13 protein-coding genes are annotated in these 15617 nt (G+C 66.5%); 11 read left to right on the forward strand and 2 right to left on the reverse strand.

Annotation, left to right across the window (positions count from 1 at the left end; genetic code table 11):
- Positions 1-49: 49 nt before the first annotated feature.
- On the reverse strand, positions 50-601 hold the full coding sequence (locus CFB43_RS16490) for a cupin domain-containing protein (RefSeq protein WP_069249383.1): 552 nt from the start codon (positions 599-601) through the stop codon (positions 50-52).
- 455 nt (positions 602-1056) lie between these two features.
- Here CFB43_RS16490 and CFB43_RS38840 point away from each other — a divergent pair, with 455 nt between their 5' ends.
- From CFB43_RS38840 to CFB43_RS16545, 11 genes are all read left to right on the forward strand, one after another.
- The gene (locus tag CFB43_RS38840) at positions 1057-1242 is read left to right on the forward strand and encodes a hypothetical protein (RefSeq protein ID WP_043184603.1); all 186 of its coding nucleotides are present in this window, start codon (positions 1057-1059) and stop codon (positions 1240-1242) included.
- Between the two features lie 283 nt (positions 1243-1525).
- Complete coding sequence (locus CFB43_RS16500) at positions 1526-2314, forward strand: gamma-glutamyl-gamma-aminobutyrate hydrolase family protein (RefSeq protein WP_089495775.1); 789 nt, start codon at positions 1526-1528, stop codon at positions 2312-2314.
- A 29-nt stretch (positions 2315-2343) separates the two neighbouring features.
- Complete coding sequence (locus tag CFB43_RS16505) at positions 2344-3681, forward strand: glutamine synthetase family protein (RefSeq protein WP_089441191.1); 1338 nt, start codon at positions 2344-2346, stop codon at positions 3679-3681.
- A gap of 37 nt (positions 3682-3718) precedes the next feature.
- Positions 3719-5161 carry an aspartate aminotransferase family protein gene (locus CFB43_RS16510; RefSeq protein WP_089457055.1) on the forward strand — a complete coding sequence of 481 codons (1443 nt, stop codon included), beginning with the start codon at positions 3719-3721 and terminating at the stop codon, positions 5159-5161.
- A gap of 63 nt (positions 5162-5224) precedes the next feature.
- On the forward strand, positions 5225-6343 hold the full coding sequence (locus tag CFB43_RS16515) for a polyamine ABC transporter substrate-binding protein (RefSeq protein ID WP_089495776.1): 1119 nt from the start codon (positions 5225-5227) through the stop codon (positions 6341-6343).
- 188 nt (positions 6344-6531) lie between these two features.
- Positions 6532-7686, forward strand: coding sequence for an ABC transporter ATP-binding protein (locus tag CFB43_RS16520; RefSeq protein ID WP_089495777.1), 1155 nt, complete (start codon positions 6532-6534; stop codon positions 7684-7686).
- A 10-nt stretch (positions 7687-7696) separates the two neighbouring features.
- Complete coding sequence (locus CFB43_RS16525; RefSeq protein WP_089495778.1) at positions 7697-8683, forward strand: ABC transporter permease subunit; 987 nt, start codon at positions 7697-7699, stop codon at positions 8681-8683.
- Positions 8680-9519 (forward strand): ABC transporter permease subunit, encoded by an 840-nt coding sequence (locus tag CFB43_RS16530; RefSeq protein WP_089473679.1) that lies wholly within the window; start codon positions 8680-8682, stop codon positions 9517-9519. Before CFB43_RS16525 ends, CFB43_RS16530 begins: the two co-directional genes overlap by 4 nt.
- 116 nt (positions 9520-9635) lie before the next feature.
- A complete protein-coding gene (locus CFB43_RS16535) occupies positions 9636-11213 on the forward strand; it encodes a DUF3138 family protein (RefSeq protein ID WP_089495779.1) in 1578 nt (525 codons plus the stop codon).
- Positions 11214-11324: 111 nt separating this feature from the next.
- Positions 11325-12629: an NAD(P)/FAD-dependent oxidoreductase gene (locus CFB43_RS16540; RefSeq protein ID WP_089495780.1), complete on the forward strand. Its 1305-nt coding sequence runs from the start codon at positions 11325-11327 to the stop codon at positions 12627-12629.
- Between the two features lie 25 nt (positions 12630-12654).
- Positions 12655-13956, forward strand: coding sequence for an NAD(P)/FAD-dependent oxidoreductase (locus CFB43_RS16545; protein WP_089495781.1), 1302 nt, complete (start codon positions 12655-12657; stop codon positions 13954-13956).
- A gap of 75 nt (positions 13957-14031) precedes the next feature.
- Here CFB43_RS16545 and gor read toward each other — a convergent pair whose 3' ends face one another.
- Entirely contained in the window at positions 14032-15390 is a 1359-nt protein-coding gene (gor, locus tag CFB43_RS16550; protein WP_089495782.1) for a glutathione-disulfide reductase, read from the reverse strand.
- Between the last annotated feature and the right edge of the window lie 227 nt (positions 15391-15617).

Consider the following 15617-nt stretch of genomic DNA (forward strand, 5'->3'; position numbering starts at 1 on the left):
CGTGACGCGCAGCCGGCCGGCAGCGAATGCAGTGACGCGCGGGGGAAGGTCAGAAGGTCGCCGGCGAATTGGCCGAGACGACCTCGCAGATCAGGTCCGCGCTGGGATTGCGAAAACGGTGCGGCAAACGGCTTTCGAAGTAGTAGCCGTCTCCGGGGTCGAGCAGCCACGTCGCGCCGTCGACGGTCAGCTCGAGCCGGCCCGACACGACGACACCGCCCTCGTGCCCCGCGTGCACGAGCATCTCGGGCCCCGTATCGGCCTGCGGCTGGTAGATCTCGCGCAGGATGCACATGTTGCGATCCTTCATGCTCGCGCCGACCAGATGAAACGCGAGCGTGTCGTTGCCGAGGTTCGGCATCTCGTCGCGACGCGACACGACCGAGCGCGATTCGACGAGCTCGAACGTGAAGAACTCCGCGAGACTCATCGGGATGCATTCGAGCAGCTTCTTCAACGAGCCGACCGACGGGCTCACACGGCCCTGTTCGATCAGCGAGATCGTGCCGTTGGTCACGCCGGCTCGCTTCGCGAGTTCGCGCTGCGACAGGCCCTGCTTGTTGCGCACGAAACGCAGGCGCTCGGCGACTTCGGTGGACATCGATTCGGTTTCGGACACGATAAGTGCGATGACAAAGTGAAACGACGCGGTGGACAGCCGTTGAATATTCTAATCACTTTATGCCGCGCATCAGCGGGGAAAACCCTGAAAGGCGTTCGAAATAATGAACGCCGTGCCGATTATTCCTTTTACGAATCTTTTGTTCGCACTGCTCGGGAAAGCCCTGATGCAACACCGTTAAAAAACATTTGACGCCGTTTTTGGCTCGTATATGCTGGCTCTCACGTTAGCGTCATCAAGCATTCATCGGCAGCAAAAAACGTTATTGCAACGCAAAAATTGATGCCCATCAATGTAAATAACGCGTAACCGGCGCCTTGATTATTTTAAACGCCCCGCGCGTCGAAACGGTCAGGTGTTCAATACTTTCAACAACCCAGTCGAGTGTAATCGTGAGAGTCCGTGGCCCTCTGGTGAGGTGGGATCGAGGCGATGTGCGAAGTTTGCGCAGCGCGGCGTCCGCTTCCGACGACGGCAGTTGCGGCTGGCATAGTCCTCGCCTGCTTCACCTGTCGATCTACACCATCCTGTCCCGTCGTTCCGTTCGGCGTCACAACGCCGTTTCCGCACGCGCATTCGTCGCCGTCGATACCGACGAAGTGGCGTCGCTGCTGCCGTAGCGCCTCTCCTTTCTTTACGTCGTTCGTTTCATCTGCCGATTCGCCAACCGCATCGTCCGTGCGGTGACGGAACGCGTTCGCGCATGCATTGCCGCGTCGCGTGTCGCAATGAAACGAACGACGGCCTGATCGTCGCGCGCAGCGCGGATCGCCACGCCATCCCGTTGCGCCCATTCACCAGCGGCCTTGCGTCTCACGCAAGGCTGCGGGGCTGTTGCACGCCGGCGTTTCGCCACATCCGGCAAGCAAGACGCAACAACCCTCCGGATAACTGATTGACGTCATGGATAGAAGGAAACCTCTCGTCGGCATCACCGCCGACCACACGCAAATCGGCGCGCATGCGTCGCATACGGTCGGCGACAAATACGTCGCCGCGATCGTCGACGGCGCGCAAGCGTTCGCGATGGTGCTGCCCGCGCTCGGCGAGCGCCAGTCGGTCGACGACGTACTCGACACGGTCGACGGCCTGCTGTTTACCGGCAGCTACTCGAACGTCGAGCCGCATCGGTACGGCGGCGAACCGAGCGCGCCGGGCACGAAGCACGACCCGGCCCGCGACGCGACCACGCTGCCGCTGCTGCGCGCGGCGATCGCCGCGGGCGTGCCCGTGCTGGCCGTCTGCCGCGGCTTCCAGGAGCTGAACGTCGTCTGCGGCGGCACGCTGCACCAGCGCGTGCACGAAGTGCCGGGCCTCGCCGATCACCGCGAGGACGACGACGCGCCGATGGAGACGCAGTACGGCCCCGCGCACGTCGTGCGCCTGACGCCCGGCGGCACGCTGCACGCGCTCGCCGGCGGCCGCGACGAGGTACACGTGAATTCGCTGCACAAGCAGGGCATCGCCCAGCTCGGCTCCGGCCTCGCCGTCGAAGCCGTCGCGCCGGACGGGCTGATCGAAGCCGTGAGCGTCGTCGATGCGCCGGCTTTCGCCCTCGCCGTGCAGTGGCATCCGGAATGGCGCCATGCGCAGGACCCGCTGTCGAGCGCGATCTTCCGCGCCTTCGGCGATGCCTGCCGCGCCCGCCGCGCTGCCCGCACGCGCGCCATGGCCGCCGCCGCGCTCGCCTGAGCGCGCCGACCCAACCAACGAGAACAGACATGCAAGACATCGAAGACTTTCTGAAGCAGCACCGGATCACTGAAGTCGAAGCGATCATCCCCGACATGGCCGGCATCGCGCGCGGCAAGATCACGCCGCGCAACAAGTTCACGTCCGGCGAATCGATGCGCCTGCCGCAAGCCGTGATGGTGCAGACCGTCACCGGCGAATATCCGGAAGACGGCTCGCTGACCGGCGTGACCGACCCCGACATGGTGTGCGTGCCCGACACGTCGACGATCCGCCTGATTCCGTGGGCCGTCGACCCGACCGCGCAGGTGATCCACGACTGCGTGCACTTCGACGGCTCGCCGGTCGAGATCTCGCCGCGCTACGTGCTGCGCCGCGTGCTCGACCTGTACAAGGCGAAGGGCTGGAAGCCCGTCGTCGCGCCGGAACTCGAGTTCTACCTGGTCGACATGAACAAGGACCCCGACCTGCCGCTGCGCCCGCCGGTCGGCCGCACGGGCCGCCCCGAAACGGGTCGCCAGTCGTATTCGATCGAGGCCGTGAACGAGTTCGACCCGCTGTTCGAGGACATCTACGAGTACTGCGAAGCGCAGAACCTCGACATCGACACGCTGATCCACGAAGTCGGCGCCGCGCAGATGGAGATCAACTTCATGCACGGCGACGCGCTGTCGCTGGCCGACCAGGTGTTCCTGTTCAAGCGCACGGTGCGCGAGGCCGCGCTGCGTCACAACATGTACGCGACGTTCATGGCCAAGCCGATGGAAGACGAACCGGGCTCGGCGATGCACGTGCATCAGAGCATCGTCGACGAGGAAACCGGCCAGAACCTGTTCACGTCGCCGGAAACCGGCGGCGCGACGTCGATGTTCTACAACTACCTCGCCGGGCTGCAGAAGTACACGCCGGCGCTGATGCCGATCTTCGCGCCGTACATCAACTCGTACCGCCGCCTGTCGCGCTTCATGGCCGCGCCGATCAACGTGCAGTGGGGCTACGACAACCGCACGGTCGGCTTCCGCATTCCGCACTCGGGCCCGTCGGCACGCCGTATCGAGAACCGCATCCCGGGCGTCGACTGCAATCCGTACCTCGCGCTCGCCGCGACGCTCGCGGCCGGCTATCTCGGCATGACGCAGCGCCTGGAGCCGACCGAGCCGCTCGTCAGCGACGGCTACGAGCTGCCGTACCAGCTGCCGCGCAACCTCGAGGAAGGGTTGACGCTGATGGCGGCCTGCGAGCCGCTCGGCGAGATCCTCGGCCACAAGTTCCTGAAGGCGTATTTCGCGCTGAAGGAAACCGAATACGAAGCGTTCTTCCGCGTGATCAGCTCGTGGGAACGCCGCCATCTGCTGCTGCACGTCTGAGCGTGCACCCGACCGAATACGGAATCACGGAGGAAACATGACGTATCGCAACGAATCAGCCTGGGTCCAGCCGGCCGCACCGAGCGCCACGGCCGCCGCACCGCGCGCGACGCAGGCGCGCACCACCGCCGAATACCGTGCGCTCGACGCCGCGCACCACATCCACCCGTTCTCCGACATGGGCGCGCTGAACCGCGCCGGCAGCCGCGTGATCGTGAAGGCCGACGGCGTCTACCTGTGGGACTCGGACGGCAACAAGGTGATCGACGGGATGGCCGGCCTCTGGTGCGTGAACGTCGGCTACGGCCGCAAGGAACTCGCCGACGCCGCGTATCGCCAGATCCAGGAACTGCCGTTCTACAACACGTTCTTCAAGACCACGCATCCGCCGGTGATCGAGCTCTCCGCGATGCTCGCGGAAGTCACGCCGGCCGGCTTCAACCACTTCTTCTATTGCAACAGCGGTTCGGAAGGCAACGACACCGTGCTGCGCCTCGTGCACCAGTACTGGCGCGTGCAGGGTCAGCCGCAGAAGAAGTATGTGATCTCGCGTAAGAACGGCTATCACGGCTCGACGATCGCCGGCGGCACGCTCGGCGGGATGGGCTACATGCACGAGCAGATGCCGTCGAAGGTCGAGCACATCGTGCACATCGACCAGCCGTATTTCTTCGGCGAAGCAGCGGCCGGCGAAACGCCGGAAGCATTCGGCCTGGCGCGCGCGCAGCAGCTCGAAGCGAAGATCCTCGAACTCGGCGCGGAGAACGTCGCGGCGTTCATCGGCGAGCCGTTCCAGGGCGCGGGCGGCGTGATCTTCCCGCCGTCGACGTACTGGCCGGAAATCCAGCGGATCTGCCGCAAGTACGACATCCTGCTGGTGGCCGACGAAGTGATCGGCGGCTTCGGCCGCACCGGCGAATGGTTCGCACACCAACACTTCGGTTTCGAACCCGATCTCATCACGATGGCCAAGGGCCTCACGTCGGGCTACGTGCCGATGGGGGCCGTCGGCATTCACGAACGCGTGGCGCGGCCGATCATCGACAACGGCGAATTCAACCACGGCCTCACGTACTCGGGCCATCCGGTCGCGGCGGCCGTCGCGGTCGCGAACCTGAAGCTGCTGCGCGACGAAGGGATCGTCGAGCGCGTGAAGAACGACACGGGCCCGTACTTCCAGGCGCTGATGCGCGAAACATTCGCGCGTCACCCGATCGTCGGCGAAGTGCATGGCCACGGCCTCGTCGCGAGCCTGCAGCTCGCCGAGGCGCCGGCCGAACGCCGCCGCTTCGCGAACGGCGGCGACGTCGGCACGATCTGCCGCGACTTCTGCTTCAACGGCAACCTGATCATGCGCGCGACCGGCGACCGGATGCTGCTGTCGCCGCCGCTCGTGATCTCGCGTCCGGAAATCGATGAACTCGTATCGAAGGCGAAAAAAGCAGTCGATGCAACCGCCCAGCAACTGGGTATTTCGTAACGGTTTTTGCCTACAGGCGTGCGGCGGGCGCCGCACGCCGCCATAACCCAAGGGAATTCCACCATGCGTGCCTGCTTTCTTCGCCAAGCCTGTTCCGTTGCCGCCCTTGCCGCCGCGGCCGCGTTCACGTCGGTCGCCAGCCCGACGGCACACGCGGCCGACGAGCTGAACGTCTACAACTGGTCCGACTACATCGCACCCGACACGATCCCGAACTTCCAGAAGCAGACGGGCATCCACGTCAAGTACGACAACTACGACAGCGACGACACGCTTCAGGCGAAGCTGCTGGCCGGCAGTTCGGGCTACGACATCGTCGTGCCGACGTCGAACTACATGGCCAAGCAGATCCAGGCCGGCGTGTACCAGAAGCTCGACAAGTCGAAGCTGCCGAACCTCGCGAACCTCGACCCGCTGCTGATGAAGATGATCTCGGATGCCGATCCGGGCAACCAGTACGGCGTGCCCTGGGCCTACGGCACGGACGGCATCGGTTACAACGCGCAGGCGGTGAAGAAGGCGCTCGGCGACAAGGCGCCGGTCGACAGCTGGGCGCTGGTGTTCGACCCGGCCAACATGGAAAAGCTGAAGAGCTGCGGCGTGTCGTTCCTCGACCAGGCCGTCGACGTGTTCGCCGCCACGCTGCAATACATGGGCAAGGACCCGAACAGCAAGAATCCCGGCGACTACCAGGCTGCGTTCGAAGTCCTGAAGAAAGTCCGCCCGTACATCACCCAGTTCAACTCGTCCGGCTACATCAACGACCTCGCGAACAACGACGTGTGCGTCGTGCTCGGCTGGTCGGGCGACGTCGGCATCGCGCATCGCCGCTCGGCCGAAGCGAAGCGTTCGTACGACATCAAGTTCTCGAACCCGAAGGAAGGCGGCCTGCTGTGGTTCGACGTGATGGTGATCCCGAAGGATGCGCCGCACCCCGAGAGCGCGCTGAAGTGGATCAACTACGTGTCCGATCCGAAGGTCAACGCGGCGATCACCAACACGGTGTTCTACCCGACCGCGAACAAGGCCGCGCACCAGTTCGTCACGCCGGCCGTCGCACAGGACCCGACCGTCTACCCGCCTGAAGACGTACTGAAGAAGATGGTGCTGATGAAGCCGATGCCGGCCGACATCCTGCGCCTCGAGAACCGCCTGTGGGCCCAATTGAAGACCGGCCACTGATCGACCTGAATTCCGGCGGCGCAGGCGGCGCTTCAAGCCTGCCCGCCTGAGATCCGCGGACCTCCGTCCGCCCGCGCGCGCCGCGCGCACTGTTCCATCCGGCACGAGCCGTCGCCCGTGAGTCGCGTTTTGCGCCTCGCGCGGGGGCGCTCACGCCTGCAATCCGTGAAGAACGAATGGTGAATCCCATGCAATCGATACCCTCTTCCGCTGCCGCACGACAGACCCAACCGGCCCCCGCGGCCCGTACGCAAAACGACGCCTTCGTGCGCATCGAAAACGTCGTGAAGAAATTCGGCGACAGCACCGCCGTCGACAACGTGAACCTGACGATCGCGAAGAACGAGCTGTTCGCGCTGCTCGGCAGCTCGGGCTGCGGCAAGTCGACGTTGCTGCGCATGCTCGCCGGGCTCGAGACGGCCACCTCCGGCAAGATCTTCGTCGACGGCGAGGACCTCGCGTCGCTGCCGCCGTACCGTCGCCCGGTGAACATGATGTTCCAGTCGTACGCGCTGTTCCCGCACATGACGGTCGAATCGAACGTCGCGTTCGGCCTGAAGCAGGAAGGCACGCCGAAGCACGAGATCAAGGAGCGCGTGGCCGATGCGCTCGCGCTCGTGCAGATGAGCAAGTACGCGCAGCGCAAGCCGCACCAGCTCTCCGGCGGCCAGCAGCAACGCGTCGCGCTGGCCCGCTCGCTGGTCAAGCGCCCGAAGCTGTTGCTGCTCGACGAGCCGATGTCCGCGCTCGACAAGAAGATCCGCCAGAAGACCCAGCTCGAACTCGTGAACATCATCGAGAAGGTCGACGTGACCTGCGTGATGGTCACGCACGACCAGGAAGAGGCGATGACGATGGCCAGCCGCCTCGCGGTGATGAGCGAAGGCAAGATCGTGCAGATCGGCGCGCCGGGCGAAGTGTACGAGTTTCCGAACAGCCGCTTCTCGGCCGAATTCATCGGCTCGACCAACCTGTTCGAAGGGCGCGTGGTCGAGGACGAGCCCGATCACATCTTCGTTGAAAGCGACGACCTCGAAGCCCGCATGTACGTGAGCCACGGCATCACCGGCCCGCTCGGGATGCCGGTCGGCATCTCGGTGCGCCCGGAACGCATTCACGTGTCGCGCGAGAAGCCGGGCTCGAAACACAACTGGGCGCGCGGCGTCGTGACCGACATCGCGTACATGGGCAGCTACTCGCTGTACCACGTGCGCCTGCCGAGCGGCAAGACGGTGGTGTCGAACCTGTCGAGCTCGCACCTGATGAACGACAACGCACCGGCGTGGAACGACGACGTGTTCGTGTCGTGGTCGCCGGCCAGCGGCGTCGTGCTGACGCAGTGAGGACGCCACGATGAGAACCTCCGCCTCCAATCCGTCCGCGCCGGTGCCGACCGGCGCCGCGAGCACTGGTGCCGCCCGCGCCCGCCCGGGCCGCCTTGCCGCGCTGTCGCGCTTCCTGCCGTCGGGCCGCAGCGTCGCGATCGGCGTGCCGTTCGTGTGGCTGGCCGTGTTCTTCGCGCTGCCGTTCGTGCTGGTGCTGAAGATCAGCTTCGCCGACCAGGTGATGGGCATTCCGCCGTACACGTCGCTCGTCGAGATCAAGGACGGCATCGTGCACTTCGCGCTGCAGCTGTCGCACTACGCGTTCCTGCTGCAGGACGACCTGTATATCGCGACCTACCTCAGCTCGCTGAAGATGGCCGCTGTCTCGACGGTGCTGTGCCTGCTGATCGGTTACCCGATGGCGTACTACATCGCGCGCTCGGAACCGAACCGCCGCAACGTGCTGATGATGGCCGTGATGCTGCCGTTCTGGACGTCGTTCCTGATCCGCGTGTACGCATGGATCGGCATCCTGAAGGACGACGGCCTCCTGAACCACACGCTGATCGCGCTCGGCATCATCCACACGCCGCTGCGGCTCTATCACAGCGACGCGGGCGTCTACATCGGGATGGTCTATTCGTACCTGCCGTTCATGGTGATGCCGCTGTACGCGCACCTCGTGAAGATGGACCTCACGTTGCTCGAAGCCGCGTACGACCTCGGCGCCAAGCCGTGGGTCGCGTTCACGCGCATCACGCTGCCGCTGTCGAAGAACGGGATCATCGCCGGCAGCCTGCTGGTGTTCATCCCGGCGGTGGGCGAGTACGTGATTCCGGAGCTGCTCGGCGGCGCCGACACGCTGATGATCGGCCGCGTGATGTGGGATGAATTCTTCAACAACATGGACTGGCCGATGGCGTCCGCGGTGACGGTCGCGATGGTGTTGCTGCTGCTGGTGCCGATGGCGCTGTTCCAGTACTACCAGGTCAAGGAACTGGAGGACGCGAAATGATCAAGCCGAGCAAACCGCTGTCGACGGGCGTCCTCGCCTTCGGCTTCCTGTTCCTGTACATCCCGATCATCAGCCTGGTCGTGTACTCGTTCAACGAGTCGAAGCTGGTGACGGTGTGGTCGGGCTTCTCGCTGAAGTGGTACTCGGCGCTGCTGGACGACGACGAGCTGCTGAGCGCCGCGTGGCTGTCGCTGAAGATCGGCTTGCTGACGGCCACCGCATCGGTCGTGATCGGCACGTGGGCGGGCTTCGTGCTCGCGCGCTTCGGCCGCTTCAAGGGCTTCACGCTCTATACGGGGATGATCAACGCGCCGCTGGTGATCCCGGAAGTGATCCAGGGCATCTCGCTGCTGTTGCTGTTCGTTGCGCTGGAGCAGATGTTCGGCTGGCCGAAGGGGCGCGGGATGGTGACGATCTGGATCGGTCACGTGATGCTGTGCGTGTCGTACGTGGCGATCATCGTGCAGTCGCGCGTGAAGGAGATGAACAAGTCGCTGGAAGAGGCCGCGCTGGATCTCGGCGCGACGCCGCTGAAGGTGTTCTTCGTGGTGACGCTGCCGCTGATCTCGCAGGCGCTGCTGTCGGGTTGGCTGCTGTCGTTCACGCTGTCGATCGACGACCTGGTGCTGTCGGCGTTCCTGTCCGGGCCGGGCTCGACGACGCTGCCGCTGGTGGTGTTCTCGCGCGTGCGGCTGGGGCTGAACCCGGAGATGAACGCGCTGGCGACGCTGTTCATCACGGCGGTGACGATCGGCGTGATCGTCGTGAACCGGATGATGATCGCGCGCGAACGGCGCCGTATCGCCGACATGAAGGCGGCGTTCGCGGTGGCGTGACGCCCCGCTTCCGGCTTCAAAGATAACAAGCACTGCAGACAAGCAACCCGCGCTGCCCCAGGGGGGGCGCGCGATTCGATTCCGATTTGACAGGCGCACGACAAGGAGAATCCGCAATGAAGAAGAAACTGATCTGCCTGCTGGTGGCCGGCGCGTTACCGGGCATCGCGCTGGCCGACTCGACATCCGCCGAGATCAAGGCGCTGCAGGCGCAGGTCGCGGCGCTGCAGAAACAGATGAAGGCGATGCAGGCGCAACTGTCGGCGAAGGGCGGCCCCGCGACCGCGCAGGCCGGCACGAAGGCAGGGGCCGGCGCCGCGCCGGCCGCCGTGGCCATCGACCCGGGCTCGCCGGACTACGGCAAGGCGCAGGCGACGCTGACCAACGACGAGGTCGGCGAAATGAAGCAGCAGATCGCGAACCAGCAGCTGAAGGTCGACTCGCTGACGGACGCGGCCAACACGGGCCCGCTCGCAGGCCTGTCGGTCACCGGCTACATCGATCCGACCTACATCTACAACCGCGCGGCCGGCACGTCGTCGTTCCTGTTCGCGAACCACGAGAACGCGTACAACTACTTCAACAGCACGTTCGGCGATCTCTACCTCGACATCAAGAAGACGTTCGGCGTCGGCCCGATGGCGCCGTCGGCGGAAATCACGCTGATGCCGAACCGCGGCAACGGCATCACGCTGCTGCAGAATTCGCGTGGCTCGATCACCGACAACCTGCTGAACACCGCGGTCATCAACGTGCCGATCACCGCCGAAACGACGCTGGTCGCCGGCCTGATCCCGAGCTTCGGCGGCTACGAGGTGCAGCAGTCGAACCAGATGCTCACGCTCACGCACAACCTGCTGTACGATTTCTCGGATCCGGGCAGCTACGTCGGGATCGGCGCGAACTACACGAAGGGCAACTGGGCGTGGAAGTTCTTCCTCGGCAACGAGCAGTACCGCACGTACGGTTCGGTCACGACGACGGGCACCAACGCGCTCGGCGATCCGATCACCACCAGCAACAAGGTGCCGACCTTCACCGCACGCGCGGACTACACGTGGTCGAGCGCGCTCGATCTCGGCGGTTCGTTCAACATCGGCCGCCAGACGCTCGCGAGCGCGATCGATTCGAACGGTGTCGTCCACTACGGCCCGGGCGGAGCGGCACCGAGCGGCTACGGTTCGTTCTTCTTCGGTGAACTCGACGCAACCTACACGCTCGCCGATATTCAGTACAACGCGGAAGTCGACTACGGCCGTCAGCAGCATGCGGCGTTCAACGGCGGCCTCGCGCAGTGGTACGGCCTGTCGCTGCTCGCGCACCGCAAGTTCAACGCGCCGGTGGTCGGCCGCATGGGCGTGACGCTGCGCTACGACCTGCTCGCGAACTCGAAGAACGGCGGCGGTGGCGGCGGTATCGCGCTGAACGGCAACGGGATGGACCCGAGCAACGGATTCGGCGTCGATGCGGACTGCCTCGCGCAGTCGAAGGCCGGCGGCGGCCTGGGCTTCGAGTGCAAGGGCGCGGTGCGCCAGGATGTCGCGCTCGACCTGCTGTTCTATCCGACCCAGCAGATCACCGTGAAGGTCGAATACCGCCACGACTGGGCGAACAACAAGGTGTTCCTGCGCAACGACGGGTCGTACGGCAAGTCCAACGACCTGCTCGCGACGCAGTTCATCTATTCGTTCTGACGCAGCCCGCGCGGGACGCCGTGCCGCACGCACGGCGTCCCGCGCCGTTTTTACCGGCCGGATGACGGTGCGCGACGCGCCGCCGCCGGCTGCAACGAAGGAGCCGGATTCATGACGCAGTCTTTCACCCGCCGCGCCGATGCGCTCGCGCGCGACTCGTACTACGAAGCGACGGCCGTGCGCCCCGCCGTGGACGACCCCGTGCTCGACGGGACGATCGACGTCGACGTCTGCGTGATCGGCGCCGGCTTCGCGGGCCTGTCGACGGCGCTCGACTGCCGCGCGCGCGGGCTGTCCGTCGCGGTGATCGACGCGCACCGGCCCGGCTGGGGTGCATCGGGCCGCAACGGCGGCCAGGCGATCACCGGCTTCGCGAAGGACGAGGAGATCGAGCGGCAGCTCGGCGCCGACGGCGCGCGCGCCGCGTGGTCGCTGTCGCTCGACGGTGTCGCGCTGATCGCCGAGCGGATCGCGCGCTACGGGATCGACTGCGACTTCACGCGCGGCTACCTGACGGTCGCGACGAAACCGCGCCGCATCGACGACCTGCACGCATGGATGGACGCCGCAACACAGCGCTGGGGCCATCCGTCGCTGTCGTGGCTCGACACCGGCGAGATTCGTGCGCGCATCGCGTCGACGCGCTATCTCGCGGGCGTCTACGATCCGCTGTCGGGCCACCTGCATCCGCTCAAGTACTGCCTCGGCCTGGCCGATGCCGCGCGCCGCGAAGGCGTCGCGCTGTACGCGCATACGCCCGCGCTCGACGTCGTGCGCGGCGAGCGGCCCGTCGTGCGCACGCCGTCGGGCGACGTGCGCTGCCGCTTCGTCGTGTCGTGCTGCAACGCCGGCCCCGGCGGCGTGCTGCCGGCCGCGACGGCCGCGCGCATCGCACCGATCGCGTCGTACATCATCGCGACCGAGCCGCTCGGCCACGCGCGCGCCGACGCACTGATCGCGCAGCGCGAAGCCGTGTGCGACAACAACTTCTTCCTCGACTATTTCCGGCTGTCGGCCGACCACCGGATGCTGTTCGGCGGCCGCGCGAATTCGGCCGGCGCGTCGCCCGCCACGCTCGCCGAAACGATCCGGCGCCGCATGGTCGGCGTGTTCCCGCAGCTCGGCGACGTGCGCGTCGACCATGCGTGGGGCGGCTTCGTCGACGTCACGCGCAACCGCGCGCCGGATTTCGGCGCGCTCGATCCGAACTTCTTCTACGTCCAGGGCTTCAGCGGCCACGGCGTCGCGCTCACCGGCATCGCCGGGCGCGCGGTCGCCGGCGCGATCGCCGGCGACACGCGTGCGTTCGACCTGTTCGCGCGCATGCGTCACCGGCGCTTCCCCGGCGGCGACGCGTGGCGGCAACCCGCACTCGAGCTCGGGATGCTGTACCACCGCGTGCGCGAGCTATTCTGAGTCAAACTCCTCCGTTATCCTGACCATGCAGACATTCGCCAACCAGCCGCACGTCGCGTCCTACTACGCGGCGACCGCCAACGATACGACCCGCCACGCGCCGCTCGCCGGCACGATCGATGCCGACGTGTGCGTGATCGGCGCGGGCCTCACGGGCCTGTCCGCCGCGCTCAACCTCGCCGAGCACGGCCATTCGGTAGCCGTGCTCGAAGCGTCGCGGGTCGGATGGGCGGCGAGCGGCCGCAACGGCGGCCAGCTGATCGGCGGGTTCGCGTGCGACATCGACACGTTCGGGCAATTCATGCCGGAAGGCGACGTGAAGCGCATCTGGGACATGGGGCTCGAAACGCTGTCGCTCGTAAAGTCGCGCATCGCGCAGCACGACATCGACTGCGCGCTGGTGCCCGGCTATCTCACCGCCGCGAACACCGAGCGCGACGCCGACGGCCTGAAGCGCTGGCGCGACGAAGCCGCGAAGCGCTTCGGCTACGACCGCTTCCACTTCGTCGAAGCCGACGAACTCGGCGACTACGTGCAGTCCGAGCGCTATTGCGGCGGCCTGTACGACCCGGACAGCGGCCACCTCCATCCGCTGAACTACACGCTCGGCCTCGCCCGCGCGGCGACCGACGCGGGCGTGCGGATCCACGAGGACAGCTGCGTGACGCGCGTGCGCGACGTCGCGGGCAGGCATGTCGTCGAGACGAGCGGCGGCAACGTGCGCGCGCGCTTCGTCGTGCTCGCGTGCAATACCTTCGTCGGCACGCTCGCGCCCGCGCTGTCGAAGAAGATCATGCCGGTCGGCACCTACGTGATCGCGACCGAGCCGCTCGGCGACGCGCGCGCCGCCGCGCTGATGCCCGCGCGCGCGGCGATCTGCGACAGCCGCTTCGTGCTCGACTATTTCCGGCCGGCGCCCGACACGCGGCTCGTGTGGGGCGGCAAGGTCAGCTATTCGACGCGGGAGCCGCGCGATCTCGCGGCGGCGATGCGGGCGGACATGCTGAAGACGTTCCCGCAGTTGGCGGACGTGAAGGTCGACTACGCGTGGGGCGGCTTCGTCGACATCACGATGAACCGCGCGCCGCACTTCGGCCGCATCGCGCCGACGATGTATTTCGCGCAGGGGTTCTCGGGGCACGGCGTGAACACGACCGCGCTCGCGGGCAAGCTGATCGCCGAGGCGATCAACGGACAGGCGAGCCGCTTCGACCTGTTCGACAAGATCCGCCATCGCGACTTCCCCGGCGGCGAGGCATTGCGCACGCCGGCGCTGGTGCTCGCGATGAGCTGGTACCGGCTGCTCGACGCGTTCGGCGTGCATTGACCGAATCACATCAACGAGAAACGGCCGCGTCGAAGCGCAGCCGTTCCGTTGTCGCCGTGCGCCGACGCGCCCCCGCTAATCCGCCACCTTCTGCCGCATCGTCACGAACTCCTCGGCCGCGGTCGGGTGAATGCCGATCGTGTCGTCGAACTGCGCCTTCGTCGCACCCGCGCGAATCGCGATCGCGATGCCCTGGATGATCTCGCCCGCATCGCGGCCGACCATGTGCGCGCCGACCACGCGCTGGCTGTCGCGCGCGACGACCAGCTTCATCAGCGTGCGCTCGTCGCGGCCCGACAGCGTATGGCGCAGCGCCTTGAACGACGTGCGGTAGATATCGACGTCGCCGTCGTACAGGTCGCGCGCGGTCGACTCGGTGAGCCCGACCGTCGCGACCTCGGGCTGGCTGAACACCGCCGACGGCACCCATTCGTGATCGGCCGCGACGCGCGCCCCGCCGAACAGCGTGCGGGCGAGCAACCCGCCGTCGCGCGTCGCGACCGGCGTGAGCTGCGGCCGCGACGTGACGTCGCCGATCGCGTGGATCGACGGCACCGACGTCGCCGAATACGCATCGACGGCGATCGCGCCACGCGCGTCGAGCATTACGCCCGCTTCCTCGAGCCCGAGGCCGTCGACGTTCGGCACGCGGCCGGTCGCATACAACACCTGGTCGTACGGCCCGTGCCGCGCAGCGCCGACGCGCACGCTCAACGTGCCGTCGTCCGCGCGCTCGATCGACTCGATCACCGAGCGTGCATGGATCGTGACGCCCTGTTTCGTCATCTCGTCGGTCAGGAACTGGCGCACGTCGTCGTCGAAGCCGCGCAGGATCTTCTCGCCGCGATAGAACAGGTCGACGTGGCTGCCGAAGCCGTTGAAGATGCCCGCGAACTCGACCGCGATATAGCCGCCGCCGACCACCGCGATGCGCCTGGGGCACGCGGCAAGCGACAGCGCCTCGCGCGACGTGATCGCATGCTCGATGCCGGGCCGCGCCGGCATCGACGGGCGCGAGCCGGTCGCGATCGCGATGTGGCGCGCGCGGATCGTGCGTTCGCCGATCGCGACCGTATGCGCATCGACGAGCGTCGCGCGCCCCACGTGCATCTCGACGCCCGATTGCCGCAGCAGGTTGATGTAGATGTCGCTGAGCCGGTTGATCTCGCGATCCTTCGCGGCGATCAGCGCCGGCCAGTCGAGCGTGCCGGCGCCGAAGCGCCAGCCGAAGCCCTTCGCGTCCTCGACTTCATGCGGGTAGTGCGATGCGTAGACGAGCAGCTTCTTCGGAATGCAGCCGCGCAGCACGCAGGTGCCGCCGATCTGCTCTTCTTCCGCTATGCCGACACGCGCGCCGTATGACGCGGACATGCGTGCGAGCCGCACGCCGCCCGAGCCGGCGCCGATGACGAACAGGTCGTAGTCGAAATCCATCGCATTCCCTCATCGCAGTTCGGATGACGGCACGATAGCAAGAATCCGGGATGCTTGCGGCGCACGGTGCAGTCCGGCGCGCGCCCCATAAAAAACGGCGAGAGACGTTGCCTCTCGCCGGTCAAACCAGCTGCCGGGTGTGTCATGCGTCACCGATCGACCGCATGCCCGACCTGCCGGCTGCGCGGCACCGGTCCGCCCGGGCGCGCGAAGGGCGCGCCCACGGA

Origin of the sequence: Burkholderia sp. AU15512 (genome assembly GCF_002223325.1) — a bacterium.
In the GTDB taxonomy this organism is placed as follows: Bacteria; Pseudomonadota; Gammaproteobacteria; order Burkholderiales; family Burkholderiaceae; genus Burkholderia.